Origin of the sequence: Paraburkholderia sp. BR14312 (assembly GCF_040948675.1) — a bacterium.
GTDB lineage: Bacteria > Pseudomonadota > Gammaproteobacteria > Burkholderiales > Burkholderiaceae > Paraburkholderia > Paraburkholderia nodosa_A.
The window spans coordinates 374669-400527 of the sequence record NZ_JBFPKI010000004.1 but is presented as its reverse complement, the minus strand read 5'-3'; the positions used below and the strand labels follow the sequence as shown (position 1 = coordinate 400527).

At 64.7% G+C, this 25859-nt stretch carries 25 protein-coding genes; 3 read left to right on the top strand and 22 right to left on the bottom strand.

All coding sequences use genetic code 11. From position 1 onward, the window contains the following. Positions 1-16: 16 nt before the first annotated feature. Positions 17-739, bottom strand: a complete 723-nt coding sequence (locus AB3X98_RS13900; protein WP_368605418.1) for a hypothetical protein — start codon at positions 737-739, stop codon at positions 17-19. 6 nt (positions 740-745) lie between these two features. Further along, positions 746-2206: an IMP dehydrogenase gene (gene guaB, locus AB3X98_RS13895; RefSeq protein ID WP_069265633.1), complete on the bottom strand. Its 1461-nt coding sequence runs from the start codon at positions 2204-2206 to the stop codon at positions 746-748. 270 nt (positions 2207-2476) lie between these two features. On the opposite strand from guaB, the gene AB3X98_RS13890 reads away from it, so the two are divergent. Beyond that, entirely contained in the window at positions 2477-3529 is a 1053-nt protein-coding gene (locus AB3X98_RS13890) for a DMT family transporter (RefSeq protein ID WP_368605419.1), read from the top strand. 97 nt (positions 3530-3626) lie between these two features. Here AB3X98_RS13890 and AB3X98_RS13885 read toward each other — a convergent pair whose 3' ends face one another. Next, positions 3627-3959, bottom strand: coding sequence for an RnfH family protein (locus AB3X98_RS13885; protein WP_342945826.1), 333 nt, complete (start codon positions 3957-3959; stop codon positions 3627-3629). Beyond that, positions 3956-4393, bottom strand: coding sequence for a type II toxin-antitoxin system RatA family toxin (locus AB3X98_RS13880; RefSeq protein WP_042265786.1), 438 nt, complete (start codon positions 4391-4393; stop codon positions 3956-3958). The genes AB3X98_RS13885 and AB3X98_RS13880 overlap by 4 nt, the downstream gene beginning before the upstream one ends. A gap of 102 nt (positions 4394-4495) precedes the next feature. Here AB3X98_RS13880 and smpB point away from each other — a divergent pair, with 102 nt between their 5' ends. Then, positions 4496-4942: an SsrA-binding protein SmpB gene (smpB, locus tag AB3X98_RS13875; RefSeq protein WP_069265630.1), complete on the top strand. Its 447-nt coding sequence runs from the start codon at positions 4496-4498 to the stop codon at positions 4940-4942. Positions 4943-5012: 70 nt separating this feature from the next. Here smpB and AB3X98_RS13870 read toward each other — a convergent pair whose 3' ends face one another. From AB3X98_RS13870 to ppsA, 3 genes are all read right to left on the bottom strand, one after another. Further along, entirely contained in the window at positions 5013-5972 is a 960-nt protein-coding gene (locus AB3X98_RS13870; protein ID WP_069265629.1) for an SPFH domain-containing protein, read from the bottom strand. A 55-nt stretch (positions 5973-6027) separates the two neighbouring features. Further along, entirely contained in the window at positions 6028-6513 is a 486-nt protein-coding gene (locus AB3X98_RS13865; protein WP_141710708.1) for an NfeD family protein, read from the bottom strand. A 143-nt stretch (positions 6514-6656) separates the two neighbouring features. Further along, complete coding sequence (gene ppsA / locus AB3X98_RS13860; protein WP_069265628.1) at positions 6657-9056, bottom strand: phosphoenolpyruvate synthase; 2400 nt, start codon at positions 9054-9056, stop codon at positions 6657-6659. 399 nt (positions 9057-9455) lie between these two features. Here ppsA and AB3X98_RS13855 point away from each other — a divergent pair, with 399 nt between their 5' ends. Then, a complete protein-coding gene (locus AB3X98_RS13855) occupies positions 9456-10271 on the top strand; it encodes a pyruvate, water dikinase regulatory protein (RefSeq protein ID WP_028204047.1) in 816 nt (271 codons plus the stop codon). A gap of 67 nt (positions 10272-10338) precedes the next feature. Here AB3X98_RS13855 and AB3X98_RS13850 read toward each other — a convergent pair whose 3' ends face one another. The 15 genes from AB3X98_RS13850 to tsf all read right to left on the bottom strand — a co-directional run bounded on the left by AB3X98_RS13850 (position 10339) and on the right by tsf (position 25723). Beyond that, positions 10339-11124, bottom strand: coding sequence for a TrmH family RNA methyltransferase (locus tag AB3X98_RS13850; protein WP_368605420.1), 786 nt, complete (start codon positions 11122-11124; stop codon positions 10339-10341). 103 nt (positions 11125-11227) lie between these two features. Then, positions 11228-12016, bottom strand: coding sequence for a ribonuclease HII (gene rnhB, locus AB3X98_RS13845; RefSeq protein WP_368605421.1), 789 nt, complete (start codon positions 12014-12016; stop codon positions 11228-11230). Further along, positions 12013-13182, bottom strand: coding sequence for a lipid-A-disaccharide synthase (lpxB, locus tag AB3X98_RS13840; RefSeq protein WP_368605422.1), 1170 nt, complete (start codon positions 13180-13182; stop codon positions 12013-12015). Before lpxB ends, rnhB begins: the two co-directional genes overlap by 4 nt. Before the next feature lie 3 nt (positions 13183-13185). Further along, entirely contained in the window at positions 13186-13974 is a 789-nt protein-coding gene (gene lpxA, locus AB3X98_RS13835) for an acyl-ACP--UDP-N-acetylglucosamine O-acyltransferase (protein ID WP_342921362.1), read from the bottom strand. Between the two features lie 78 nt (positions 13975-14052). Continuing rightward, positions 14053-14517 carry a 3-hydroxyacyl-ACP dehydratase FabZ gene (gene fabZ, locus AB3X98_RS13830; RefSeq protein ID WP_028204052.1) on the bottom strand — a complete coding sequence of 155 codons (465 nt, stop codon included), beginning with the start codon at positions 14515-14517 and terminating at the stop codon, positions 14053-14055. Between the two features lie 225 nt (positions 14518-14742). Next, positions 14743-15816, bottom strand: a complete 1074-nt coding sequence (gene lpxD, locus AB3X98_RS13825) for a UDP-3-O-(3-hydroxymyristoyl)glucosamine N-acyltransferase (protein ID WP_069265624.1) — start codon at positions 15814-15816, stop codon at positions 14743-14745. 36 nt (positions 15817-15852) lie between these two features. Continuing rightward, a complete protein-coding gene (locus AB3X98_RS13820; protein ID WP_141710716.1) occupies positions 15853-16401 on the bottom strand; it encodes an OmpH family outer membrane protein in 549 nt (182 codons plus the stop codon). Positions 16402-16472: 71 nt separating this feature from the next. Then, entirely contained in the window at positions 16473-18779 is a 2307-nt protein-coding gene (gene bamA / locus AB3X98_RS13815) for an outer membrane protein assembly factor BamA (RefSeq protein ID WP_342945832.1), read from the bottom strand. A 68-nt stretch (positions 18780-18847) separates the two neighbouring features. After that, positions 18848-20236, bottom strand: coding sequence for an RIP metalloprotease RseP (rseP, locus tag AB3X98_RS13810; protein ID WP_368605423.1), 1389 nt, complete (start codon positions 20234-20236; stop codon positions 18848-18850). A gap of 109 nt (positions 20237-20345) precedes the next feature. After that, positions 20346-21527 carry a 1-deoxy-D-xylulose-5-phosphate reductoisomerase gene (locus AB3X98_RS13805; protein WP_368605424.1) on the bottom strand — a complete coding sequence of 394 codons (1182 nt, stop codon included), beginning with the start codon at positions 21525-21527 and terminating at the stop codon, positions 20346-20348. Between the two features lie 37 nt (positions 21528-21564). After that, positions 21565-22374: a phosphatidate cytidylyltransferase gene (locus tag AB3X98_RS13800; RefSeq protein WP_069265620.1), complete on the bottom strand. Its 810-nt coding sequence runs from the start codon at positions 22372-22374 to the stop codon at positions 21565-21567. Beyond that, positions 22368-23144: an isoprenyl transferase gene (locus tag AB3X98_RS13795; protein WP_069265619.1), complete on the bottom strand. Its 777-nt coding sequence runs from the start codon at positions 23142-23144 to the stop codon at positions 22368-22370. Before AB3X98_RS13795 ends, AB3X98_RS13800 begins: the two co-directional genes overlap by 7 nt. A gap of 71 nt (positions 23145-23215) precedes the next feature. Then, positions 23216-23776: a ribosome recycling factor gene (gene frr, locus AB3X98_RS13790; RefSeq protein WP_069265618.1), complete on the bottom strand. Its 561-nt coding sequence runs from the start codon at positions 23774-23776 to the stop codon at positions 23216-23218. Between the two features lie 92 nt (positions 23777-23868). Next, positions 23869-24585 carry a UMP kinase gene (gene pyrH / locus AB3X98_RS13785; protein WP_028204061.1) on the bottom strand — a complete coding sequence of 239 codons (717 nt, stop codon included), beginning with the start codon at positions 24583-24585 and terminating at the stop codon, positions 23869-23871. A gap of 256 nt (positions 24586-24841) precedes the next feature. Continuing rightward, complete coding sequence (gene tsf / locus AB3X98_RS13780; protein ID WP_069265617.1) at positions 24842-25723, bottom strand: translation elongation factor Ts; 882 nt, start codon at positions 25721-25723, stop codon at positions 24842-24844. Positions 25724-25859 lie beyond the last annotated feature (136 nt).

The window sequence follows — 25859 nt, the reverse complement described above, 5'->3', positions numbered from 1 at the left end:
GGGTTTGCGCGTGGCTTCAGCCACGCAGCGGCGGCCTCGGTGCGTCGGCCGCCTCGTCGCGAGCCGCCTGGCGAGCCTCTCGAGCTTGCGCGGGACTCGCGGGCGGCGGCGTAACCGGCGATGGACGGGGCGCAACCGGCGGAACGGCCGCGGGCGTCACGGTCGGGACTTCCACAACGGGTTCGACCGGCGCTGCGGGCCGTTTTGCCCCTTGTGCACCGCCCCACGCCATCGTTCGCATAAAGCCCGGCTTCGCGTACGACACCGGCTCTTCGCGCCGTTCGGGCTGGGCCTTCTCCACCTTGCGCTGCTGCGCGGAACTGCCGCTCGCCTGCCCCTTCTGGCGCTTGCGCACCGCGCCCGCGAGCCGGACGCCGCCGAGGCCGAGGACGATCAGCCACACCCCAACCGCACCTGCCACCAACTGGCCAAAACCCGTGAGCCGCGGCGCACGCAGTCCGATCAGCCAGACCAGCATCAGCACGCCGGCAATCCAGTTGACGTGCCCCACGGTGCGGCCCACAGGCAGTGTCATCTCCCCGTGGAAGGCCGCGCGCAGCGCGAGCCACGCGAAACCCAGCAGCACCACGCCAAACGCCTGCCCAACGAGCGCCGGCTGCGTTTGCACCAGTTGCAACGCGTCGTAGACGAGAGTCCAGGGCGTGAGAACGAACAGCACGCCGAACCCCAGCAACGTCAACGCATCGACAATCAGTAGCACGCGCAGCAGCGGCTTCATCGGGGTTTAGTCCACGTGATAGTTGGGCGCTTCCTTCGTGATCTGCACGTCGTGCACGTGCGACTCGTGCAGGCCGGCGCCGGTAATCTGCACGAACTCCGCCTTCGCGTGCAGGTCTTCGATCGTACGGCAGCCGCAGTAACCCATCGAGGCGCGCACGCCACCGATCAGCTGGAACAGGATGGCGTTGATGGGACCCTTGTAGGCGACACGGCCTTCGATGCCTTCCGGCACGAGCTTGTCGATGTTCGCCGAGTTGTCCTGGAAGTAGCGGTCCGCGGCGCCGTCCTTCATCGCGCCGACCGAGCCCATGCCGCGATACGACTTGTACTGGCGGCCCTGGTACAGGAACACGTCGCCCGGCGACTCTTCGGTGCCCGCGAACATGCTGCCCATCATCACGGCGTTCGCGCCGGCGGCCAGCGCCTTCGAAACGTCGCCCGAGTAGCGCACGCCGCCGTCGGCGATGCACGGCACGCCCGTGCCCTTGAGCGCCTCCGAGACATTGGAGATCGCGCTGATCTGCGGCACGCCCACACCGGCCACGATACGCGTCGTGCAGATGGAGCCCGGGCCGATGCCGACCTTCACGCCGTCCGCGCCGTACTCGACGAGCGCGCGCGCAGCGTCGGCCGTCGCGATGTTGCCGCCGATCACTTCGACGTGCGGGAAGTTCTTCTTGACCCAGCGAACGCGCTCGAGCACGCCCTTGCTGTGACCATGCGCCGTATCCACGACGATCACGTCCACGCCGGCTTGCACCAGCAACTCGACACGCTCTTCGTTGTCCGGACCGACGCCGACTGCCGCGCCCGCGCGCAGCTTGCCGTGCTCGTCCTTACAGGCGGCCGGGTGCTCGGTCTGCTTGGTGATGTCCTTGACGGTCATGAGACCGCGCAGCTCGAATGCGTCGTTGATGACCAGCACGCGCTCGAGGCGGTGGCTGTGCATGAGCGCCTTGGCTTCGACGAGCGGCGTGCCTTCCTTGACGGTGACGAGGCGCTCGCGCGGCGTCATGATCGAGCGCACCGGCTCATCCAGGCGCGTTTCGAAACGCAGGTCGCGGTTCGTGACGATACCGACGAGTTGCGCGCCTTCGACGACCGGGAAGCCAGAAATGCCATGCTGCTGCGAGAGCGCGATGACGTCGGCGACCTTCATTTGCGGCGGAACCGTGATCGGATCGCGCACGACGCCCGACTCGAAGCGCTTCACCTTCGCGACCTCGCGCGCCTGCTCGGCCGGCGTGAGGTTCTTGTGAACGATGCCGACACCCCCCTGCTGCGCCATGGCGATTGCCAGACGGCCCTCCGTGACGGTATCCATAGCGGCCGACACGAGCGGAATGTTCAGGGAGATATTGCGGGTCAGCCGGGTCTTCAGGCTGGTGTCGCGCGGGAGAACGTCGGAAAAGGCGGGGACGAGGAGCACGTCATCGAACGTGAGTGCTTTCTGGATCAGACGCATGGCAAATCCTATAGGCGCAAAAGCAGATTATACGCGATAGCGCCCTGGAAATCATCAGCGCTAACAGTAGCTTAGCGCCGTTTTCGGGATTATTTCCATGCTCCGACCCTGCCGGTGCGAGCCGTGCGGGCATGGCCCGCCTCCGACCCGAATATCGGGCGCACGCTGCAGGATTGAACAAGACGGGTGCGCGCACCTCCAGTTATGCTTCGGGCCGTTCTGTCATAACGGCCTGCCTTGGGCCACCCGAAGTATCCGGAGGCAATACAAATGCAGCGTGGTGTGTTGTACGGCGTGCTCGCCGGCGCATTATGGGGAACGGTGTTCGTCGTGCCCCGGCAACTGGCGGAGTTCTCGCCACTGCTCCTGAGCGCGGGCCGCTATGCGATGTATGGGCTCGTTTCGCTCGCCGCGCTTTTGCCCATGCTGCGCCGTGTCTGGCCGCGCATGACGCGCGCCGATCTCGTCGCGCTCGTGAAACTCGCGCTGGTGGGCAACGTGCTCTATTACCTCTTACTCGCGAGTGCCATCCATCTGGTGGGCATCGCGCCGGCCTCGCTGATCGTCGGCGTGCTGCCCGTCACGGTCACGCTGCTCGGCCGCCGTGACCATGGCGCCGTGCCGCTTTCGCGTCTGGTCTGGCCGCTTGCGATGATCGCGGCCGGCATCGTCTGCATCAACGTGGACGTGTTCAGCGCAGCCGGCGACGCGGGCGGCGCGAGTATCCTCACACGCATCGCAGGCATTGGCTGCGCAGTCGGCTCGCTCGTGTGCTGGACCTGGTTCGCGGTCGAGAACGCGCGTTATCTGCAGCGCAATGCGCACTTCAGCGGCAACGAATGGTCGGTGCTCTGGGGCGTGGTCACGGGCGCGCTCGGCGGCCTGCTCTGGCTCGGCATTCTCGTCGTGCCGTCGCACTGGGTGCAGGAAACCGTGGCCGCCGGCCGCTGGACCACGTTCTGGCAGCTGAATCTGGTGCTCGCGATCGGCGCCTCGTGGCTCGGCAACGGACTCTGGAACGCCGCCGCCAAGCGCTTGCCGCTCACGCTCTCGGGTCAGATGATCGTGTTCGAGACGCTGTTCGCCCTGCTCTATGGCTTTATTTACGATCACCGGCTGCCGCGCGGGCTGGAAATCGCGGCGATCATGCTGCTCGTGGCGGGCGTAAGCTGGTCGGTGCGCCAGCATTCGGGCGGTCCGGAAGACACCGCGCACGGCGACGGCATCGTGCCGGACGGCGATCTGCCGGGCATCGGCAACGAAAGCCGCCTTGCGCAACCCAACGTCGACGCGAAGCAAAACGGCCGCACAACCATCGCCTGAGCGCGCCGGGCCGCAAAATGCCGAATGGGCGAGACAGCGCAAGCTGTCCCGCCCATTACGTTCGTGCGTTAAATCCGTGGCAACCCGGCTCGAACCTCTAGCGCGAGTCCTTGGGCAACCACTTGCGCCCTTCGATCGAGCCTTCCTTGCGGGTCTTGTCGACGCGACGCTGGCGCGCCATCTTGGGGTCGACGATCAGCGGCCGGTAGATCTCCACGCGGTCGTGGTCGGCGAGCACGGTGTCGAGCGGCTTGAGCTTGCCGTACACGCCCACCTTGAGCTTCGCCAGATCGATCTCGGGATGGCGCGCGAGAATGCCGCTTGCTTCGATGGCCTGCTGGACGGTCGCGCCCGTCGGCAACTCGATGCTGATGAGCGTCTGCGTGTCCGGCAGCGCGTAGCAGACGTCGATGGAAAGATTCGCGCTCATGGCTTGCCGTAGCGCTGGTCGGCGCGCTTCACGAAGGAGTCGACGAAGGTGTTCGCGATGTGATGGAACACTGGCCCGATGAGCTTCTCGAGAATGATGTTTGAAAACTCGTAATGCAGCGCAAACTCGATCTTGCAGGCGTCGGCGCGCAGCGGCGTGAAACGCCAGTAGCCCGTGAACTTGCGGAACGGGCCATCGGCGAATTCCATGTCGATGCGCTCGGGCCGCTTTTGCGAGTTGCGCGTGGCGAAGTGTTGCTTGATGCCCTTGAAGTTGATGTCGATCTTCGCCTCCATGCCGCTCTCGTCCTGACGGCGAATCTCGACGCCGCCGCACCACGGCAGGAAGTTGGGGTAGTCGGCGACGTCGGTGACGAGGTCGAACATTTGTTCCGCCGAATGGCGAATCAACACGGTTTTCTGGACATCCGCCATAAATTGCGCAATGCGTGGCTAGGGTGAAAGCGCCACGGGCTTTCGGGAGCCCGCTTTGCTAAAATCGTAATTTTAAACGAGTTGGGCCAATCCCATTTTCCTATGAGCATCATCGACAACAGAAAAGCGTTCTTCGATTACTTCATCGAAGAGCGCCACGAGGCCGGGCTCGTGCTGGAAGGATGGGAAGTCAAGGCCATGCGCGCCGGGCGAGCCAACATCAAGGAAAGCTACGTCGTGATCAAGGACGGCGAGCTCTACCTGATCGGCACGCACATCAGCCCGCTGCCCGAGGCCTCGACGCACATCCAGCCGGACCCCACGCGCACCCGCAAGCTGCTGCTCCATCGCGAGGAAATCGACAAGCTGATCGGCAAGGTCGAGCAGCGCGGCTTCACGCTCGTGCCGCTGAACTTTCACTACAAGGGCGGCCGCGTGAAGTGCGAGATCGGCCTCGCCAAGGGCAAGAAGCTGCACGACAAGCGAGAAACCGAGAAGAAACGCGATTGGGAGCGCGAAAAGGCGCGCCTGATGCGCTCGCCCACCTGATTCTTCCGGAAGTTCAGATGGACAACGGGCCGCTCATGCGGCCCGTTGTCATTTGCAGCGGCCTGAGCGCTTATGCGCCCTTCGCCGCCCCGGCCCCACTGATCTGCCCCTCGCGCAGGCCTGCCCGGTTCACGATCGTCAGCGCTGAAGCGATCATCGAGCTCAAGTCGCCCATGTTGCCCGGCACGATCAGCGTATTGCCCTGCTTCGCCAGATTGGCGAAAGCATTCACGTACTGTTCGGCCACCTTGAGGTTGACGGCGTCCATTCCGCCCTGCGCCTGGATCGAGTTGCCGATCTTCTGGATGGCCTGCGCGTTGGCCTCGGCCACTGCGAGAATGGCGGCCGCCTGACCCTGCGCCTGGTTGATCGCCGCCTGACGCTCGCCTTCCGACTTCTGGATCGCTGCCTCGCGCGCGCCGGCTGCCAGGTTGATCTGCTCCTGCTTGCGGCCTTCCGAGGCCGCGATGAGCGCGCGCTTTTCGCGCTCGGCGGTGATCTGCGCCTGCATGGCGTGGAGGATTTCCTTCGGCGGCGTGAGATCCTTGATTTCGTAACGCAGCACCTTCACGCCCCAGTTCGATGCAGCTTCATCGAGCGCCGACACGACGCTATGGTTAATGAAGTCGCGTTCCTCGAAGGTCTTGTCGAGTTCGAGCTTGCCGATCACCGAGCGCAGCGTGGTCTGCGAAAGCTGCGTAATCGCGAACACGAAATTGCTCGAGCCGTACGACGCCTTCATCGGATCGGTCACCTGGAAGTACAGCACGCCATCCACCTGAAGCTGCGTGTTGTCTCGCGTGATGCAGACCTGGCTCGGCACGTCGAGCGGAATCTCCTTGAGCACGTGCTTGTACGCCACGCGATCCACGAACGGCAGCACGATCGTCAGCCCCGGCGTAAGCGTGGCGTGGTAGCGCCCAAGCCGTTCGAGCACCCAGGCATGCTGTTGCGGCACGATCTTGATCGTCTGCGCGATCAGCACGACGACGATCACGAGCAGAATCAGGCCGACGACTGGGACTTGCATACGGGACCTCCGTTCGCTTCTGTGTGGTGTGTTGGTGTGAGGTGAATTCGGCCGGTCACGCGTGGCGCGCGTCGTCGCGAGCGGCGCCGGGCGCATTGGCATCGCGCCGTTCGCGCTTCGCCGCCACGACGAGGCAACTGCCGCGCACTGCCTTGATTTCATAGAGCGGCGCGTCTTCGGGCTCGCCGGGCGCGAGTTCGACGTCCCATTCGGCGCCGCGATACATCGTGCGCGCGCGGCCGTCGCGCCATGCGGCGACAGCAAGCGTCGCGCCAATATCGAGGTTCACGCCCGGATCCGTCGAGGCGTCGGTCATGCGCCGGCGGCGGCCAAAACGCGAGCGCCGCAGCGTGACCACGGCCGCGAGCCCGACCGCCGCCGCGACGAGCAGTTGCCCGTCGAGCGGCCAGCCAAGCTCATAGCTGAGCGCGCCGGCGAGAAAGCCGAGCGCGATCATCAACAAGTAGAAGGTGCCGGTCATCAGCTCGGCGACGATGAGCACGCCAGCGGCAATCCACCAGAACAAACCATGCGGACCCACGACGACCTCCCAAAGTAAAACACCCCGGATAGACCGGGGTGTTATAGCACGAAGCTGACACTTTTTTCCGCAGCGTGCGGTGACGCACGGGAAGCTGCATCAAGCTCCGTATGTGCCGAGGAGTGACGCCCTCGGCACCGCGCTTACTTCGACTGCGACTTCGCCAGCTGCTGCCACGTCTCGACAACCGAGTCCGGGTTCAGCGAGATCGAAGCGATGCCCTCTTCCGCGAGCCACTGGGCGAAATCCGGGTGATCGGACGGGCCCTGACCGCAGATGCCGACGTACTTGTTCAGACGGCGGCAGGTTTCGATCGCGCGCTTGAGCATGAACTTCACGGCCGGATCGCGCTCGTCGAAGTCGACGGCCAGCAGTTCCATGCCCGAGTCCCGGTCGAGGCCGAGCGTGAGCTGCGTAAGGTCGTTCGAGCCGATCGAGAAGCCGTCGAAGTACTGCAGGAACTCTTCGGCGAGAATCGCGTTCGACGGCACTTCGCACATCATGATCAGCTTGAGGTCGTTCACGCCGCGCTTGAGGCCGAACTTCTCGAGCAGACCGACCACGCGCTCGGCCTGCTTGAGCGTGCGCACGAACGGCACCATGATCTCGACGTTCGCGAGACCCATTTCTTCACGCACGCGCTTGAGCGCCAGGCACTCCATTTCGAACGCCTGCGCGAAGTCCTCGGCGATGTAACGCGACGCGCCGCGGAAACCCAGCATCGGGTTTTCTTCGTCCGGCTCGTAGCGCGAACCGCCGATCAGCTTCTTGTACTCGTTCGACTTGAAGTCCGACAGACGAACGATCACGGGCTTCGGATAGAACGCCGCCGCGATCGTGGCGATGCCTTCCGTGAGCTTGTCGACGTAGAACGCGCGCGGCGAGGCGTGGCCGCGGGCCACGCTTTCCACGGCCTTCTTCAGGTCCGCGTCGACATTCGGGTACTCGAGAATCGCCTTCGGGTGCACGCCGATGTTGTTGTTGATGATGAACTCGAGACGCGCGAGGCCAACACCCGCGTTCGGCAGCTGCGAGAAGTCGAACGCGAGCTGCGGGTTGCCGACGTTCATCATGATCTTGACCGGAATGGCCGGCAGATCGCCACGCTGGACTTCGCTGACTTCGGTTTCCAGCAAACCGTCGTAGATGCGGCCTTCGTCGCCTTCCGCGCACGAAACCGTCACGAGCGCGCCGTCCTTCAGCACGTCGGTCGCGTCGCCGCAGCCCACCACGGCCGGCACGCCCAGCTCGCGCGCGATGATCGCCGCGTGGCAGGTACGGCCGCCACGGTTCGTGACGATCGCCGAAGCGCGCTTCATCACCGGCTCCCAGTTCGGGTCGGTCATGTCGGCGACGAGCACGTCGCCCGGCTGCACGCGTTCCATTTCGGACGGGTCGTGAATCACCTTCACGCGGCCCGCGCCGATCTTCTGGCCGATCGCGCGGCCCGTTGCGAGCACCTGCGACTGGCCCTTGAGCTTGAAGCGCTGCTCGACCTTGCCGGCGGCCTGGCTCTTCACGGTCTCCGGACGCGCCTGGAGAATGAAGATCTTGCCGTCGAGGCCGTCCTTGCCCCACTCGATGTCCATCGGACGCTGGTAGTGCTTCTCGATGATGACGGCGTACTTCGCCAGCTCGATCACGTCTTCGTCGGTGATCGAGAAGCGGTTGCGCTGTTCGTGCGAGACGTCGACCGTCTTCACGCGACCCGGCTCGCCCGGCTGCGTGAATTCCATCTTGATGAGCTTCGAGCCGATCGAGCGGCGGATGATCGGAGCCTTGCCCTGCGCGAGCGTGGTCTTGAAGACGTAGAACTCGTCCGGATTCACGGCGCCCTGCACGACCGTTTCACCGAGGCCGTAGCTCGACGTGATGAAGACGGCGTCCTTGAAGCCCGATTCCGTGTCCAGCGTGAACATCACGCCTGCGGCGCCGCGGTCCGAGCGGACCATGCGCTGCACGCCAGCCGACAGCGCGACTTCGGCGTGGGTGAAGCCCTTGTGGACGCGATAGGAAATGGCGCGGTCGTTGTAGAGCGACGCGAACACGTGCTTGAGGCGATCGAGCACGTCTTCGATGCCGACCACGTTGAGGTAGCTTTCCTGCTGACCGGCAAACGATGCGTCGGGCAGGTCTTCCGCCGTTGCCGACGAACGTACGGCGAACGAGAGCTCGGACGGCGAACCGTTTTGCAGCGTCTCGAAACCGGCGCGGATGTCCGCTTCGAGTTTCGGCTGCAGCGGCGCGTCGATGATCCACTGACGGATCTCCTTGCCAGCTTCGGCCAGCGCCTTCACGTCGTCGACGTCGAACGTCTCCAGACGAGCCGCGATCCGTTCGGTCAGGTTGTTATGTTTCAGGAAGTCGCGGAAGGCGAGCGCCGTCGTCGCGAAACCCGTGGGCACTCGCACGCCTGCCTCAGCCAACTGGCTGATCATTTCGCCGAGCGAGGCGTTCTTGCCGCCCACGATCTCGACATCGGTCATCCGCAACTGCTCGAAAGGCACTACATACGCCTGATCCTTGGCAACGGTGTTAGTCATACAAGCCCCTAAGTGTGAAAAAAATTCACGATTGCGCAAGTGGGCTCGAACGCGGTCCGCCCATTGGGGGCGGATTCACGTCTTGCGCAACCTGTTGGAGAAGCAATCGCTCAAGAGCCGAGCGAATTTCCATTCAATGGAAAAGCACGAAGATGCGCGCGATTACATGGAGTTAGACGGAATCGCTGCAAATTGACACCAGAATGCACCGCGTTAGGCGGCGGTTTGGCGCGGTTGCACTGCAATTGCTTATCCAACAGGTTGCCGCTATTCTACCGTGCCGACTCTCGAATTTGTGCCAGTCGGCGAGAATTGCCCCTCGGTCCCGCCGGACGGGGCTTTCCGGGCGCCCAAGCCTGTCCCGAGCGGCCCTGCAGCTCACGTACCCAGCCTCAACCGATGCCGCCTACCGTATTCATCGTCTCCGACGGTACCGGGATCACTGCCGAAACTTTCGCGCATTCGATCCTGTCGCAGTTCGACCAGAAATTCCGCCTCGTGCGCGTGCCCTTCGTCGATTCGTCCGAAAAGGCCTACTCGACCGCCGAGAAGATCAACGAAGCCGCCGTGCAGGAAGGCCGCCGTCCGATCGTGTTCACGACGCTCGTGGACAGCAACTCGAACGAGATCGTCAAGCGCGCGAATGCGCTCGTGATGGACATGTTCCAGACCTTCGTGGAACCGCTCGAGCAGGAGCTGGAGCTCAAGTCGAGCCACGCCATGGGCCGCGGCCACCAGAACGCCGACACCGACGAATACAAGAACCGTATCGAGGCGATCAACTTCTCCCTCGCGCACGACGACGGGCAGTCCGACCGCAATCTCGCCGACGCCGACGTGATCCTCGTTGGCGTGTCGCGCAGCGGCAAGACGCCGACGAGCCTGTATCTCGCGATGCAGTACGGTGTGAAGGCCGCGAACTACCCGCTCATCCCCGACGATTTCGAGCGCGGCAAGCTGCCGAATGCGCTGCTTTCGCATCGCACGAAGATTTTCGGCCTCTCGATCGATCCGCAGCGCCTGACCGAGATCCGCAACGAGCGGCGCCCGGGCAGCAAGTACGCCGCGCTGGAAAATTGCCGCTACGAGGTCAACGAAGCCGAGGCGATGATGCGGCGCGAAGGCATCAAGTGGCTCTCGTCGACGCACAAGTCGATCGAGGAAATCGCCACCACAATCCTGCAGGAAATCCGCATCGACAAGCCGTCGTATTGAAACGCCCGGCCAGAAACGAAAAGGCCCGCATCTGAGCGGGCTTTTTTATTGCTCTCCGGCGCGAGTGTCAACGTGCGTGACGCTGCTGCCGGCATTGCTCGAACACGCACACCGCCGCCGCCGCCGCGACGTTGAGCGACTCCATGCCGCCCGGCTGCGGGATGGTCACGCGCAGCGCGGCCGCGTCGCGCCAAACCTGCGAGACGCCCGCTCCTTCGTTGCCGAACACCCACGCGACCTGGCCCGTCAGATCGGCCTCGTCGATCGCCTGCGCGCCATGCGAATCGGTGATGACGACCGGCACGCCGAGCATCTCGACGAGCGCTTCGGCCTCCACGTTCTCGAACACCTGCAAGAGGAAATGCGCGCCCATTGCCGAGCGCAGCACCTTCGACGACCACACATAGGCCGTACCCGGCGTGCAGAATACCCTGTCGATGCCGGCGGCCGCCGCGCTGCGCAGGATCGAGCCGACGTTGCCGGCGTCCTGCAATCCGTCGAGCACGAGGCAGGTCGATGCAACGCGTTCGGGCAACGGCGCTTCAGGCATATCGACGAGCAGTAGCAGCCCTACGCCGTGCACGACGTTCGAGAGCTGCCCGAAGAGTGCATCGGGCAGTGTGATGACGCGGCGCTCGTCGACGCGGGCAACGATCGCCTGCGCTTCTTCGTGCGCGAGCGCGCCTTCGGTCACGACGCAGTACTCGGGCTGTGTGCCGCCGTCGAGCCACGCGCTCGCGAGATGGAAGCCTTCGAGCAAGGCCTGATGGCTGCGCCGCTGTTGATGCGTCGAGCCGGCGAGCGCCTTCAGACGCTTGTAGAGCGGATTGTCGCGCGAGGTAATGGCTTTCACGGGCGGCTCAGGCGTGTCAAATGAGAATCGGGAGTAAGAAAAACGGCTGCGCCGGCACCGTGCGAGACGGCGCCGGCTCGCGCGAGACGCCGTCAGCGGCGGCTCAAGGCAGCGGCGCGAAGGCGTCGTCTTCTTCGAGGCCGGCGGCGTCGCTGACCACGGTCGAAGCGTCGGGCAGGACGATGCCGTGCAGCACGTAGGCGTCGCGCACGGGAGCGAACGAGCGCCGGTGATGCTCGCACGGACCATGTACGCGCAACGCTTCGAGGTGCTGCGGCGTGCCGTAGCCCACATGGGCGTCGAAACCGTAATACGGATGGCGTTGGTGCAGATCGATCAGCATGCGGTCGCGCGTAACCTTGGCGACGATCGACGCCGCCGAAATGCTCGGCACGAGCGCGTCGCCGCCGATCACTGCCTCGCTGCGCACCGGCATCACCGGGCAGCGATTGCCGTCGATCTTCGCGAGCGTCGGCACGAGGCTCAAGCCCTCGACCGCGCGCCGCATCGCCAGCATCGTCGCGTGCAGGATGTTGAGCGTGTCGATTTCCTCGACGCTCGCCGATGCGACGCACCACGCGAGCGAGCGTTCGACGATGCGCTCGTAGAGCGTTTCCCGCGCCTGTGCCGTCAGCACCTTCGAATCGTTGAGCCCGCGAATCGGCCGGGCCGGATCGAGAATCACGGCCGCGGCAACCACGGGCCCGGCGAGCGGCCCGCGGCCGGCCTCGTCCACGCCGCAGATCACGTCGTCCGGCGATTCGAACAGCAGTCCGGCCTGGCGCGCCGCCTTGCGACGCGCGGCGAGCTTGAGCGCCGCCTGCGACGGCGGTTTTTTCTCCGCCGGCGCTGTCGTGCGCCTGGCCGTGCGCTTGATCGTGCCCTCGCTCATGCCCGCCCCTTTCGGCCTTCGACGATGCTCGCGACCACCTCGGCCGCGCGCTCCGCTGTGTTCTGGCGCAGGGTCAGATGCATCTGCGTGAACACCTCGGTCAGCGTGCGCCGGTTTGCCTCGTCCTGCAACTGCGTGAGCGTCGCGTCGGCAAGCGCGTCTGGCGTCGCGAAGTGCTGCAGAATTTCCGGCACGACGAAGCGCCCCGCGAGAATGTTCGGCAGGCCGACATACGGCAGGTAAGCCTGACGGCGCATGATCTGCCCCGTGAGCCAGGGCACCTTATAGGAGATGACCATCGGCTTCTTGAGCAGCGCCGCTTCGAGCGTGACCGTGCCGCTCTTCACGAGGATTGCGTCGGCGGCCGTCATGGCGAGTTGCGACTGGCCGTCGATGATCGTGAGCGCGAGACCCTGATGCGCGTTCGCGAGTTCCTGCAGCTGCGCGTGGATGGCCGGCGTTGCCGCCGGCATCACGAAACGCAGCGCCGGCTCGCGCCGCTGCATGATCTGCATCGCGTCGAAGAAGGTCGGCCCGATCAGGTTGATTTCCGAGCGGCGGCTGCCCGGCAGCACCGCGATCACCGGGCCGCTTTCCGGCAGGCCCAGCGTGCGGCGCGCACCGGGCATATCCGGTTCGAGCGGAATCTCGTCGGCGAGCGGATGGCCCACGTACGATGCCGCCACCCCGGCCTTCTCGAGGAGCGCCGTTTCGAACGGAAACACGCAGAGCATGTGATCCACAGCCTTCTGGATCTTCTTGATGCGACCGCCGCGCCACGCCCAGATCGACGGGCAGACGAAGTGGATGGTCGGAATACCCGCGTCGCGCAGCGCGTGCTCGAGACCGAAGTTGAAGTCAGGCGCGTCCACGCCGATGAAGGCGTCAGGCGGCTCGGCCAGCAGCTGATGCTTGAGCTCGTTGCGGATGCGCAGAATCTCGGGAATGTGCCGCAACGCCTCGACGTAGCCGCGCACCGAAAGTTTTTCCATCGGCCAGTGCGCATCGAAGCCGGCGGCCATCATGCGCGGGCCGCCGATTCCGTAGTACTGCGTAGTGTCGGGCAAGCGGGCTTTGAGACCTGCAAGCAGCGACGACGCAAGCAGGTCGCCGGACGGCTCGCCGGCGACCATTGCGAGGCGCAGCGGACGCGTTTGCAGCGCCATCGATCAGCGAATGATGCCGCGTTGCGACTGCTCGACGAAGTCGAGCAGCGCCTTCACGTGCACGTCGCCGTCGCCGCCCGCCTGCGCGAGGTCGGCGAGCTGCACCTTCGCCTCTTCGAGCGAGAGCCCGTTCTTGTAGAGCGTGCGATACGCCGAGCGCAGCGCGGAAATCGCGTCAGCCGAAAAGCCGCGACGGCGCAGACCTTCGACGTTGATGCCGTGCGGCACCGCCTTGTTGCCGGCGGCGATCACGAACGGCGGCACGTCCTGCACGAGCGCCGAGGCGCCGCCGACCATCGAATGCGCGCCGATGCGCACGAACTGGTGCACGCCGGTCATGCCGCCGACGATCGCGTGGTCTTCGACGAACACGTGGCCCGCGAGCTGCGCGTTGCTCGACATGATGACGTTGTTGCCAAGACGGCAGTCGTGGCCGACGTGAACGTAGGCCATGATCCAGTTGTCGTCGCCGATGATCGTGACGCCGGTGTCCTGCACCGTGCCCGTATGCAGCGTCGTGAACTCGCGGATGGTGTTGCGGCTGCCGATCACGAGCTTGGTGGGCTCGCCCTTGTACTTCATGTCCTGCGGACGGCCGCCGATCGACGCGTAGTGGCCGATCGTGTTGTCTTCGCCAATCGTCGTGTGGCCTTCCAGCACGCTATGCGAACCGACCTTCGTGCGTGCACCGATGGTGACGTTCGCACCGATGACCGCGAACGGTCCGATTTCGACCGATTCGTCGATCTGCGCGCCCGACTCGACGACCGCAGTGGGATGGATCCTGCTCATTCGTCCTCGCTCTCCGATTCTGTTTCCGTGCGCCGGCGCCTCGAGGTCAAGGCGCGCTGCGGCATGCGGCGGCGCTGCTTATTGCGCCGCGTCCATTTTCTTGACGGTGCACATGAGTTCCGCCTCGCAGGCCACGGAGCCTTCCACTTCGGCCACCGCCTTGAACTTCCAGATGCCGCGCATGTAGCGCTCGAACGTCACGTTGAGGATGAGCTGGTCGCCCGGCTCGACCACGCGCTTGAAGCGCGCGCCGTCGATGCCCACGAAGTAGTACAGCGTATTCTCGAAGTCCTGCTCTTCCTCCGAGAACGTGAGCAGCGCGGCGGTTTGCGCCAGCGCCTCGAGAATCATCACGCCGGGCATGACCGGACGCTGCGGGAAGTGTCCCGTGAAAAAGGGCTCGTTGACCGTCACGTTCTTCAACGCCTTGATGCTCTTGTGCGGCTCGAGCTCGATGACCCGGTCCACCATCAGGAACGGATAGCGGTGCGGCAGCAGCGTGAGAATCTTGTGGATGTCGAAGTTGAGTTTTTCGATGTTCATGGTGGTTCTGCTCACGCAGGAATTGCGCGTGTGACTTTCGATTTCGATATTCGAGGCGCCGGACCAAACACGCCCGCGCTGACGCGAAGTATGCGCCACGCCCGCGCTCCCGTGCATGCGTATTGCCCCGGGCGGGCAGCCCCGGGGCGGCCAGTCTGGCCGTCCGCGACGCAAAGCGGCGCGCCGCTCCCGCGACACGCCGCCCGCTACCTCGATACTGCTTTCTTATTCGCCCTGCGGCTTCTGGGCTACCGCCGCCTCGAGCGCCTTGATACGGTCGCGCAGCTTGTCGATGTTACGCAACAGCGCGGCGCTCTTGTTCCAGTCGGCATGATCGACCGCCGGGAAAGCGCTCGTGTAGATGCCAGCCTTCGGCAACGACTTCGAGACACCCGACTTCGCGGTGACGATCACGTAGTCGCCCAACGTGACGTGCCCCGCGATGCCCACCGCGCCGCCAATCATGCAATGACGCCCGATCGTCGTGCTGCCCGCAATGCCGGCGCAGCCCGCGATGACCGTGTACGCGCCGATCCGGCAGTTGTGGCCGATCTGCACGAGGTTATCGATCTTCACGCATTCTTCGATGATCGTATCGGCCATCGCGCCACGGTCGATCGTGGTGTTCGCGCCGATCTCGACGTCCGGCCCGATGGCCACGCCGCCCACCTGCGGAATCTTGACCCAGCTACCCGTGCGCGCGGCGCCCTCGCCCGTGAAATCGGGGGCGAAACCAAAGCCGTCCGAACCGATCACGGCGCCGGCATGCACGATGGCGCGCGGGCCAAGCTTGCAGCTGTGGTAGACGGTCACGCCCGGATACAGGTGCGAGCCCTCGTCCACCTGGGTGCCGCGGCCGATGAAGACGTTCGCGTCGAGCCGTACGTTTTCCCCGATCACGGCGCCCGCTTCGACCGTGACGTTCGGGCCGATCACCGCGCTCGCGGCAACCTGGGCCTTCGCGTCGACGTGGGCGCTGGCGTGGATGCCTGGCTGCGCCTTCGGCGCGGCGAGGTCGATATACGCCTGCGCGACACGCGCGAAGTAAGCATACGGATTCGGTGTGACGATGAAGTTGCGTCCTTCGCGCGATGCGAGCTTCTCGAGGTCGCCGGGGCTGATGAGCACCGCGCCCGCCCGGGTCGTCTCGACCTGCGCGAGATACTTCGGATTGGCGAGGAACGCGAGCTGTTGCGGACCAGCCTGGTCGAGCGGCGCCAGCGAACTGACGCGTTGCGTCGCATCGCCCACCACCTCGCCGCCGAACCGCCCGACGATGTCCTCAAGCGTAAATGCCATGCGCGTGCTGCTCCTGCCTAGTTGCTTTTCGTTGCCTTAGTTGCTGCTGCTACCGCCCGCGCTATTCGCTGCGAGCGCCTTCAGCACCTGGTCGGTGATGTCGATGCGCGGGCTCACGTACACCGCTTCCTGCACGATCAGGTCGTAATGCTGCTGCTCAGCGATCTGCTTGATCACCTTGTTCGCGCGATCGAGCACCGCAGCCAGTTCCTCATTGCGGCGCTGGTTCAGGTCTTCGCGGAATTCGCGCTGCTTGCGCTGGAAGTCGCTGTCGAGCGCGGACAGGTCGCGCTGCTTCGACGCGCGATCGGTCGGCGCCATCGACGGACCGTTCTTGTCGAGCGAATCCGACATCGACTTCAGGCGCTGCGCCATGTCCTGCAGATCCTTGTCGCGCTTGGCGAACTCGGCTTCGAGCTTGGTCTGCGCGGCCTTCGCGGGAGCGGATTCACGCAGGATGCGATCGGAGTTCACCGCCGCGATCCTGGCTTCCTGCGCCTGCGCCACGCCCATGCCAAAACCGAGGAGCGCCAGCGACACGGTCATCGCCCCGATCGTCCGTCTGGAAAACATACCCGTTAGCAAAGTCATCCTCTCGTTTCCTGGATTCCGGCGCTGTGCGCTGCGCGCGCAACCATCGCCGGGCAAAACATACGTCAGAACGCCGTCCCGATCTGGAACTGGAACTTCTGGTACTGGTCGCCCGTGTGCTTGGTCACCGGGAAGCCCAGGCTCAACTTCAGCGGGCCGATCGGCGAAATCCACGCGAGACCGAAACCGTAGCTGTAACGCAGGCCGTTGGCGCCAATGCTGTTGCCTTCCGTGCCCCAGACGTTACCACCATCGACGAACGTGAAGACGCGCAGCGTGCGGTCATAGCCCGTACCCGGCAGCGGGAAGGTCAGCTCGATGTTGCCGACCAGCATCTTCGAGCCGCCGATCGGGTCGTTCGTCGTCTTGTCGCGCGGACCCAGCGAGCTCGGCTCGTAGCCACGCACCGAACCGATACCACCGGCGTAGTAGTTCTTGAAGATCGGGTACGGCTTGCCGCTGAGGCCGTTACCGTAGCCGCCCTGGAAGTTCAGGCCCAGCACGAAGCCGCGCGCGAACGAGTAGTAGTACTGCGCCTGAATATCGGCCTTGTAGTACTGCGTACCGCCGACCGGCGTGCCGTACTCGGCGTTCGCCTGCGTGAAGTAGCCCTTGCTCGGTACGAGCGCGCTGTCACGCGCGTCGCGCGACCAGCCCACCGTGAGCGGCACGTTGTTCGACACGCGGCCAAACTGGTTCACGTAGTCGATATAGCTCTGCGGCGTGTTCGAGTCGATGTCGAGCGTGTCCTGCTCGAAGCCGGCGCCGAAGTAGACCGTGTCGACTTCCGAGAACGGGATGCCGAACTTGAGGTCGCCGCCCATCGTGATGATGCGGAAGCTCGAATCGGTCGAGTAGTACAGCGGCTGGTACGTGCGGTAGTAGACGTCGGTAATGCGCTTGATGCCGTCCACCGTGAAGTACGGGTCCACCTGCGTGAGAGCCAGCGTGCGGTACGTCTTCGCGGTGTTCACGTTCAGCGAGAGCGAGGTGCCCGAACCGAACACGTTGTCCTGCGACACGCCCGCCGACAGCACCACCTTGTCGGTCGACGAGAAGCCCGCACCCAGCGTGATCGCGCCGGTCGGCTTTTCAGCGACCTTCACGTTCACGTCCACCTGGTCGGCCGTGCCTTCCACGGGCACCGTGGTCACGTCGACGTCGGTGAAGTAGCCCAGACGGTTGATACGGTCCTTCGAGAGCGCGAGGCGGTTCGAATCGAACCAAGAGCTTTCGAGCTGGCGCATTTCGCGGCGCACGACTTCGTCGCGTGTGCGCGTGTTGCCCACCACGTTGATGCGGCGCACGTACACGCGGCGGCTCGGATCGACCTGCAGCGTGAGGTTGACCGTGTGGTTCGCCTGATCGATCTGCGGCAGCGCATTGACGGTCGCGAACGCGTAACCGTATTCGCCGAGCTTGTCGACGATGGCCTTGGTCGTGGCCTGCAGCTTCTCGGCCGAGAAGGTGTCGCCCGGCTTGATCTTGATGAGCTTCTTGAGCTCGGCCTCACGGTCGAGCAGATTGCCCGACAGCTGGATGCCCGACACCTTGTACGGCTCACCTTCGTGAATGCCGATGGTGAGGTACATGTCCTTCTTGTCGGGCGAGATCGAGACCTGCGTCGAGTCGATGTTGAACTCGAGGTATCCGTGGTTCAGGTAGTACGAGCGCACGTTCTCGAGGTCGCCCGTGAGCTTTTCCTTCGAGTACAGGTCGTTCTTCGTGTACCACGAGAACCAGTTCGGCGTGGACAGCTGCATCTCCGAGAGAAGCGTGCCGCTGCTGTACGTCTTGTTGCCGATGAAGTTGATCTGGCGGATCTTCGCGCTCGGACCTTCGACCACCGAAAACAGCAGACCGACGCGATTGCGGTCGATCGGCGTGACCGTGGTCGTGACCTCGGCGGCGTAGAAGCCGCGCGTGAGGTACTGGCGCTTGAGCTCCTGCTCGGCCTTGTCGACGAGTGCCTTGTCGTAGTAGCGGCCTTGCGAGAGACCCACGGCGCGCAGCGCCTTCGTGAGGTTGTCCTTGTCGAATTCCTTGATGCCCGCGAAGTCGATCGTGCCGATGGCCGGGCGCTCCTGCACCTGCACCACCACTACGCCGCCTTCGGTGGCGATCTTCACGTCGTTGAAGAAGCCCGTCGCATACAGTGCGCGGATGGCCTCGGACGCCTTGTCGTCGGTGAACGTGTCGCCCTGCTTGATCGGCAGGTAGGCGAACACCGTGCCCGGCTCGACGCGTTGCAGCCCTTCGATGCGGATGTCCTGAACCACGAAAGGCGTCGTTGCTGCGTGGGCAACGAGTCCATGTGCGGCGATCGCCGCGGCCGCAACCGTTTTTGGAACCAAGCGATGAGGTCTAAACAACGTGCTTCCCCAATTATGTATAGCTGCATCAGGTCAGGCGGCCCGCCCACGGACGCCGCCAGACATCTTTAAAAATGGATTAACCGAGCCAGATCGTTGAACAACGCGATCGCCGACAGTGCGACGATGCAGGCAAGTCCCGCGCGCTGCAGTACGAGCTGCCAGCGGTCCGAGACGGCTTTGCCCGTTACGGCTTCAACCGCATAATATAACAGATGCCCCCCGTCCAATACCGGAATTGGGAGCAGATTCAATACGCCGAGGCTGATGCTCACGAGAGCGAGGAACGACAGGAACGCCGAGGGACCGAGTCTCGCGCTCTTGCCGGCATAGTCGGCAATCGTCACCGGGCCTGACAGATTCTTCAGCGAGGCTTCGCCCGTGATCATGCGGCCGAACATCCTCAGCGAATACACGGCAATGTCCCACGTGCGATACGCACCGAGCCGCACGCTCTCGAGCGGCCCGTAACGCACGTCCACGGAAGGCGCCTGCGCCGAGAGCGCCGCGCCGATTCGGCCCACTTCCTCACCGGTCTGCGCGTCGCGCTGCAGGGCCGGAGTGACCGTGAGCATGAGCGTCTGCTGCGCGTGCTGGGAAGCGTCGCCGCGCGCGACCGTGAGCCGCACGGGCTTGCCCGCACGCGCCTTCACCCAGGCGATGAAAGTGCTTGCGCTGTCCACGGGCCGGCCATCGACGGCGCGCAGCTGATCGCCCGCCTGCAGCCCGGCATGTTGCGCCGCACTACCCGCCTCCACCGCCGCCACCTTGAGCGTGTTACCGCCCGCCTCGAGGCCGAGCTTCGCCATGAAGTCGTCGTCGATATCCTTGCCGGTCAGTTGCGAGAGATCGAGCGGAAAATCGTAGGTGCCCTCGCCATCGCGGGCGGCAAGGACGACATGGCCCTGGTCGAACGCCGTGGCGAGCAGTTTCCAGCGCAGGTCCGACCACGATCGCACGGGCTCGGTGCGGCTGCCGTTTGCATCGCTCACCGAAAGAATCGTTTCGCCGCCCTGGAAGCCGGCACGCGCCGCTGCCGTTTGCGCGGGCGGCGCCGCGACAATCGCCTTCTGCTCGGTCACCCCGCTCGCGTAGACCACGGAAAAGAGCGCAATGGCCAGCACGAAATTGGCGATCGGCCCCGCCGCGACGATCGCAATGCGCTTGCCAACCGACTGGCGGTTGAATGCATGTGGCAAATCGCTTGCGGGAATCTGATCGGCCGATTCGCGCTCGTCGAGCATCTTCACGTAGCCGCCGAGCGGCAGCGCTGCGATGGTCCACTCGGTGCCGCTCTTTTTGCTGACCCACTGGACGAGCGGCCGGCCAAAGCCGATCGAGAAACGCAGGACCTTCACGCCGCACAGACGCGCGACGCTGTAGTGCCCGTATTCGTGCACGACGACCAGAACGCCGATCGCCACGACGAATGCGACCAGTTCGGTAAGCAGGTTCATGAGCGCCTCCTGGGCTGGAAGCAGCGCACCGGTGCGGGAGCGGCCCCGAGGTCAGGCTCGCGTGCCAGAGGGGCCGCCAGGGCCCTTCCGCAAGCCCCTCGCTGACCTGTCAGGCCGGCACCGGCAGGCTGTCGATGATGGTGTGAGCCGCGCGGCGAGCCGCCGCGTCGGCTTCGAGCACGACTTCGAGACTCGACGCATTGCGGTTCTCGAGCGCGTTCAGTACGGCATCCACCGTCTGGGCGATGGCCATGAAGCCGATGCGCCGGTTCAAAAATGCCTCCACTGCCACTTCGTTCGCGGCGTTCAGTGCCGCGCTCGCCACGCCGCCGGCGGCCAATGCCTGCATCGCGAGTGCGAGACACGGGAAGCGCGCGTAGTCGGGTTTTTCGAACGTGAGCGTCGCGATTTGCGCGAGATCCAGCTGCGCGACGCCGGAATCGACACGGTCCGGATACGCCAGCGCGTGCGCGATCGGCGTGCGCATGTCGGGGTTGCCTAGTTGCGCGAGCACCGAACCATCGGCGTACGAAACCATCGAGTGGATCACGCTCTGCGGGTGAATCAGCACGTCGATGCGCTCGCCCGGCAGGTCGAACAGGTAGTGCGCCTCGATCACTTCGAGGCCCTTGTTCATCATCGTGGCCGAATCGACGGAGATCTTGCGGCCCATCGACCAGTTCGGGTGCTTGCAGGCCTCGTCGGGCGTCACGTTCACGAGCGTCGAGGGCTCGCGGGTGCGGAACGGGCCGCCGGAGGCGGTCAGGATGATCTTCGTGACGCCGTCGCGCTCGGCGTTTTCGCGCGGGAAGCACTGGAACACGGCGTTGTGCTCGCTGTCGAGCGGCAGCAGAACGGCGCCGCTGTCGCACACGGCATCGATGAAGATGTCGCCCGACATCACGAGCGCTTCCTTGTTGGCGAGCAGGATCTGCTTGCCGGCCTTCGCCGCTGCGAGCGTGGGCGCGAGACCCGCCGCACCGACGATGGCCGCGACCACGGTGTCGCAGCCGTCGCTCTTCGAGACTTCGACGAGCGCCTGCGGCCCGTAGGTCACGACGGTCTTCGAGCCGGTCGCGCGCAGCTTGCGCTCGACCTGTGCGGCGGTGTCGGCGTCGCCGACCACGGCCACTTCGGGGGCGAAGCGCAGGCATTGTTCGACGAGCTTCTCGCCGTTGCGATGCGCAGTGAGCGCATAGACCGAGAAGCGTTGCGGATGACGCGCGACGACGTCGAGCGTGCTGTCTCCAATCGAGCCCGTGGAACCGAGCAGTGTGAGTCGTTTTTGCATATTCAAATCTCTAACCTGGCGTCCCGGCCAGACGCCTTTAGCCGAGCAGCAGCATGGCGAGCGGCAGCACGGGCAGCAGTGCGTCGATGCGGTCGAGGACTCCGCCGTGGCCCGGCAGAAGCCCGCTCGAATCCTTCACGCCGGCCTGGCGCTTCATCATCGACTCGAACAGATCGCCGATCACGCTGAACGCGACCAGCACGGTAAGTACGAAAAGCGCACGGCCGAGCCCGATCTGGGCGGCGAGCGCGGAATACAGCGTGGGTTCGAACGCGTGCAGCGCGATTGCCGCTCCGGACACCACCATCACGGCCGCCCAGCCGCCCACGGCGCCCTCCCAGGTCTTGCCGGGGCTGATCGCAGGCGCAAGCTTATGCCTTCCGAATGCCTTACCTGCAAAGTATGCGCCGATATCGGCCAGCCAGACCACGAGCAACAGGGACAGAACAAACGCCACGCCGGCCGTGCGCGCGGCCACCAGGGCGTGCCAGCAGGCCGCGAAAACGACGAGCCCGGCGGCCAGCAGGAAGGCGCGCCAGGCGCCGGCGGCGAGCACCGGCTTGCGCAGCAGCACGTAAGGGCCGGCAATGATCCAGAACACGCCCGCCGCCTGAAAGAGCGGCCGGGGCGCCGGCAGGCGCGTACTGAGCGCCACGGCGGCCGCCGCGATCACGGCGTAGACGATCGAGCCGGTCGCGCCCGCCTTCAGCAGACGCGCCCACTCCCATGCGGCGAAGACGACCACGACGCCGATCAGCGCACCGAACGCCGCCACAGGCGCGAACAGCGTGATCGGCAGGAAGACTGCCAGCAGGACGAGCGCCGTAATGACGCGGGTCTTCAGCATGAAAGCGAATCGGCGTTCTGGGCGACGACCTGCGCGCTCGTGCGGCCGAAGCGGCGCTCGCGCTCCGCATACGAGGCAATGGCGCGGCTGAGCGCTTCGGCGTCGAAATCCGGCCAGAACGTATCGGTGAAATAGAACTCCGCGTAGGCGAGTTGCCAGAGCAGGAAGTTGCTCACCCGCTGCTCGCCGCCCGTGCGAATGAAGAGATCCGGTTCGGGCGCGTAGGCCATGGCCAGATGCTGGGACAGCGTGTCTTCGGTGACGGGAACCGGCTGGCCCGTGGCCGCGGCTTCCTCGACAAGCTTGCGCGTGGCCTGCAGGATATCCCAGCGGCCGCCGTAGTTCGCGGCGATCGTGAGGGTGAGACGGGTGTTGCGCGCGGTTTTGGTTTCCGCGCGGCGAATCAGGTCCTGGATGCGCTCATTGAACATCGACAGGTCGCCGACCACGCGCAGGCGGATGCCGTTCGCGTGCAGGCGCGCCACCTCGCGCTCGAGCGCAGTGACGAAGAGGCGCATGAGGAACGACACTTCGTCGGTCGGGCGGCGCCAGTTCTCGGAGCTGAACGCGAAGAGCGTCACGTATTCGACGCCGCGCTGCACGCACGATTCGACGACCGAGCGCACGGCGTCGACGCCGCGCGTGTGGCCCGCGACGCGCGGCAGGCGCCGCTGGGTTGCCCAACGGCCATTGCCGTCCATGATGATCGCGATGTGGCGCGGCACGGCCGCCACGTCGGGCACGCGAACGGTTGAGCTGGTATAGGTCATGGCCGTCGGACTGTAACTGCGATAAGAAAGGGAAACCGCCTGGAATCTGGCGAATCTGGAGGCCTGAGGCCTCAGACCGTCATGATCTCGGCTTCCTTCGTCTGGACGAGCTTTTCGATTTCGGTCACGAAGCGGTCGGTCAGCTTCTGGACTTCGTCGCCGCCGCGGCGCTCGTCGTCTTCGGAAATTTCCTTGTCCTTGACGAGCTTCTTGAGCTGCTCGTTGGCATCGCGACGCAGGTTGCGCACGGCGACCTTCGCCGTTTCGCCTTCGTTCTTGACGACCTTCGTGAGCTCCTTGCGGCGTTCTTCGGTCAGCGCGGGCATCGGCACGCGGATCAGGTCGCCGTGCGTGGCCGGGTTCAGGCCGAGATCCGACTCGCGGATCGCCTTTTCGATGACCGGCACCATCTTCTTTTCCCACGCCTGCACGCCGATCGTGCGCGCGTCGACGAGCGTGAGGTTCGCGACCTGCGAGATGGGCACGGGCGAGCCGTAGTAGTCGACCTGGATGTGGTCGAGCAAACCGGTATGGGCGCGGCCCGTGCGGATTTTCGCCAGATCGCTCTTGAACGCTTCGATCGAGCGCTGCATTTTCTGCTCGGCGCCCTTCTTGATGTCAGCCACAGCCATTTTGATACCTCCGAACCTTCATAACGGAACGGGCCCGCCGGCGCGCTGATGGGCGGCGCGGCCCGTGTTCGAACCTCTCGTGAAACGAGAGTTTACACGTGGACGAGCGTACCTTCGTCTTCGCCCAGAACGATGCGCTTGAGCGCACCCGGCTTGACGATGGAAAAAACCCGGATCGGCAGCTTCTGGTCGCGGCACAGCGCGAACGCGGTGGCGTCCATCACCTGCAGATTGCGGCCAATTGCCTCATCGAAGCTGATCGTCGAGTAGCGCGTGGCGGTCGGGTCCTTCTTCGGGTCGGCCGAATAGACGCCGTCGACCTTGGTGGCCTTCAGCACGACTTCGGCGCCGACTTCCGAGCCGCGCAGCGCAGCAGCCGTGTCGGTGGTGAAGAACGGGTTACCCGTGCCGGCGGCAAAGATCACGACCTTGCCTTCTTCGAGCTGGCGAATCGCGCGGGGGCGGATGTACGGCTCGACGACCTGGTCCATGCGCAGCGCCGACTGCACGCGCGCCTCGATGCCTGCGTGACGCATGGCGTCCTGCAGCGCGAGCGCGTTCATCATCGTGGCCAGCATGCCCATATAGTCGGCCGTGGCGCGGTCCATACCGGCTGCGCCGCCCGCGACACCGCGGAAAATGTTGCCGCCGCCGATCACGACTGCGAGCTGGGTGCCCAGACGCACCACCTCGGCCACGTCTGCCACCATACGTTCGATCGTGGCGCGATTGATGCCGAAGGCATCATCGCCCATCAGGGCTTCGCCGGAAAGTTTGAGCAGGACGCGTTTATAGGCGGGTGTGGGCATGGAGGTATCCAGGATCGCGCGCAAAGGGCAATAACTTGAAACTGTAGGGGTGAAATACGGCTTCGGGCAAGCGCCGCCAGAAATAGCGAAGATTTCCGACGCCGCGCACGGCGGGGGACTACCATGCGCGTCGCCGCTACGCTGCCCGCCACGGCGGATTGCTCCGCCACGGCTTACCACTGAACAAACTGCGGTGCTGCAACAACTGCAGTCGCCGCCTGCCGCGCTGGGCGCGGCGAGACGGGCTGACCGATCTTTATTGCTGCTTTGCAGCAGCGACTTGCGCGGCCACTTCGGCAGCGAAGTCGTCCTGGCGCTTCTCGATGCCTTCGCCGACCACGAAGAGGGCGAACTTCTGCACCGTCGTGCCAGCAGCCTTGAGCATCTGCTCGATCGTCTGCTTGTCGTTCTTAACGAACGGCTGGTTCAGCAGCGAGACTTCCTTCAGGTACTTCTGGACCGAACCTTCGACCATCTTCGCGACGATCTCAGCCGGCTTGCCCGATTCCGCAGCCTTCTGCTCGGCGATGCTGCGCTCCTTGGCGATCAGGTCGGCAGGCACGTCGTCCGACGACAGCGAGACCGGCTTCATCGCGGCGATGTGCATCGCGACGTCCTTGCCCACTTGCTCGTCGGCACCCGTGTACTCGACCAGCACGCCGATGCGCGTGCCGTGCAGGTACGCAGCCAGCTGGTTGGCGGTTTCGAAACGCGCGAAACGGCGGATCGAGAGGTTTTCGCCGATCTTGCCGACCAGTGCGAGGCGCACTGCGTCGACCGTCGAGCCGTCCAGCGCCAGCGCCGACAGAGCGGCGACGTCAGCCGGGTTTTGCGTGGCGACGAGTTCGGCGATCTTCTTCGAGAAGCCGATGAAGTCATCGTTCTTCGAAACGAAGTCGGTTTCGCAGTTCAGTTCGACGATCGCGCCAGCGCCGCCGCCGATGAACGACGAGATCACGCCTTCAGCCGTGACGCGCGAAGCGGCCTTGCTGGCCTTGTTGCCGAGCTTCACGCGCAGCAGTTCTTCGGCACGCGCGAGGTCGCCGTCGGCTTCCGTCAGCGCCTTCTTGCATTCCATCATCGGCGCGTCGGTCTTCGCGCGCAGTTCTGCCACCATGCTTGCGGTAATTGCCGCCATCATTCGCTCCTTGAGTCTGTCTGGTACACGCCGCCCGCCTTTCGACGCGGCCGGCAGAAATTCGTTTCCGTTTCCGCCTGCGGTGAAACGCTTTTTTACAGCTGCTTCTACAGGGCTACGGTGCCGCTCATATGAC

Bases quoted from the DNA above. Each gene is read 5' to 3' on its own strand.
- AB3X98_RS13900 (WP_368605418.1), bottom strand. From the start codon at position 739: ATGAAGCCGCTGCTGCGCGTGCTACTGATTGTCGATGCGTTGACGTTG.
- guaB (WP_069265633.1), bottom strand. From the start codon at position 2,206: ATGCGTCTGATCCAGAAAGCACTCACGTTCGATGACGTGCTCCTCGTC.
- AB3X98_RS13890 (WP_368605419.1), top strand. From the start codon at position 2,477: ATGCAGCGTGGTGTGTTGTACGGCGTGCTCGCCGGCGCATTATGGGGA.
- AB3X98_RS13885 (WP_342945826.1), bottom strand. From the start codon at position 3,959: ATGAGCGCGAATCTTTCCATCGACGTCTGCTACGCGCTGCCGGACACG.
- AB3X98_RS13880 (WP_042265786.1), bottom strand. From the start codon at position 4,393: ATGGCGGATGTCCAGAAAACCGTGTTGATTCGCCATTCGGCGGAACAA.
- smpB (WP_069265630.1), top strand. From the start codon at position 4,496: ATGAGCATCATCGACAACAGAAAAGCGTTCTTCGATTACTTCATCGAA.
- AB3X98_RS13870 (WP_069265629.1), bottom strand. From the start codon at position 5,972: ATGCAAGTCCCAGTCGTCGGCCTGATTCTGCTCGTGATCGTCGTCGTG.
- ppsA (WP_069265628.1), bottom strand. From the start codon at position 9,056: ATGACTAACACCGTTGCCAAGGATCAGGCGTATGTAGTGCCTTTCGAG.
- AB3X98_RS13855 (WP_028204047.1), top strand. From the start codon at position 9,456: ATGCCGCCTACCGTATTCATCGTCTCCGACGGTACCGGGATCACTGCC.
- rnhB (WP_368605421.1), bottom strand. From the start codon at position 12,016: ATGAGCGAGGGCACGATCAAGCGCACGGCCAGGCGCACGACAGCGCCG.
- lpxB (WP_368605422.1), bottom strand. From the start codon at position 13,182: ATGGCGCTGCAAACGCGTCCGCTGCGCCTCGCAATGGTCGCCGGCGAG.
- lpxA (WP_342921362.1), bottom strand. From the start codon at position 13,974: ATGAGCAGGATCCATCCCACTGCGGTCGTCGAGTCGGGCGCGCAGATC.
- fabZ (WP_028204052.1), bottom strand. From the start codon at position 14,517: ATGAACATCGAAAAACTCAACTTCGACATCCACAAGATTCTCACGCTG.
- lpxD (WP_069265624.1), bottom strand. From the start codon at position 15,816: ATGGCATTTACGCTTGAGGACATCGTCGGGCGGTTCGGCGGCGAGGTG.
- rseP (WP_368605423.1), bottom strand. From the start codon at position 20,236: ATGAACCTGCTTACCGAACTGGTCGCATTCGTCGTGGCGATCGGCGTT.
- AB3X98_RS13805 (WP_368605424.1), bottom strand. From the start codon at position 21,527: ATGCAAAAACGACTCACACTGCTCGGTTCCACGGGCTCGATTGGAGAC.
- AB3X98_RS13800 (WP_069265620.1), bottom strand. From the start codon at position 22,374: ATGCTGAAGACCCGCGTCATTACGGCGCTCGTCCTGCTGGCAGTCTTC.
- AB3X98_RS13795 (WP_069265619.1), bottom strand. From the start codon at position 23,144: ATGACCTATACCAGCTCAACCGTTCGCGTGCCCGACGTGGCGGCCGTG.
- frr (WP_069265618.1), bottom strand. From the start codon at position 23,776: ATGGCTGTGGCTGACATCAAGAAGGGCGCCGAGCAGAAAATGCAGCGC.
- pyrH (WP_028204061.1), bottom strand. From the start codon at position 24,585: ATGCCCACACCCGCCTATAAACGCGTCCTGCTCAAACTTTCCGGCGAA.
- tsf (WP_069265617.1), bottom strand. From the start codon at position 25,723: ATGGCGGCAATTACCGCAAGCATGGTGGCAGAACTGCGCGCGAAGACC.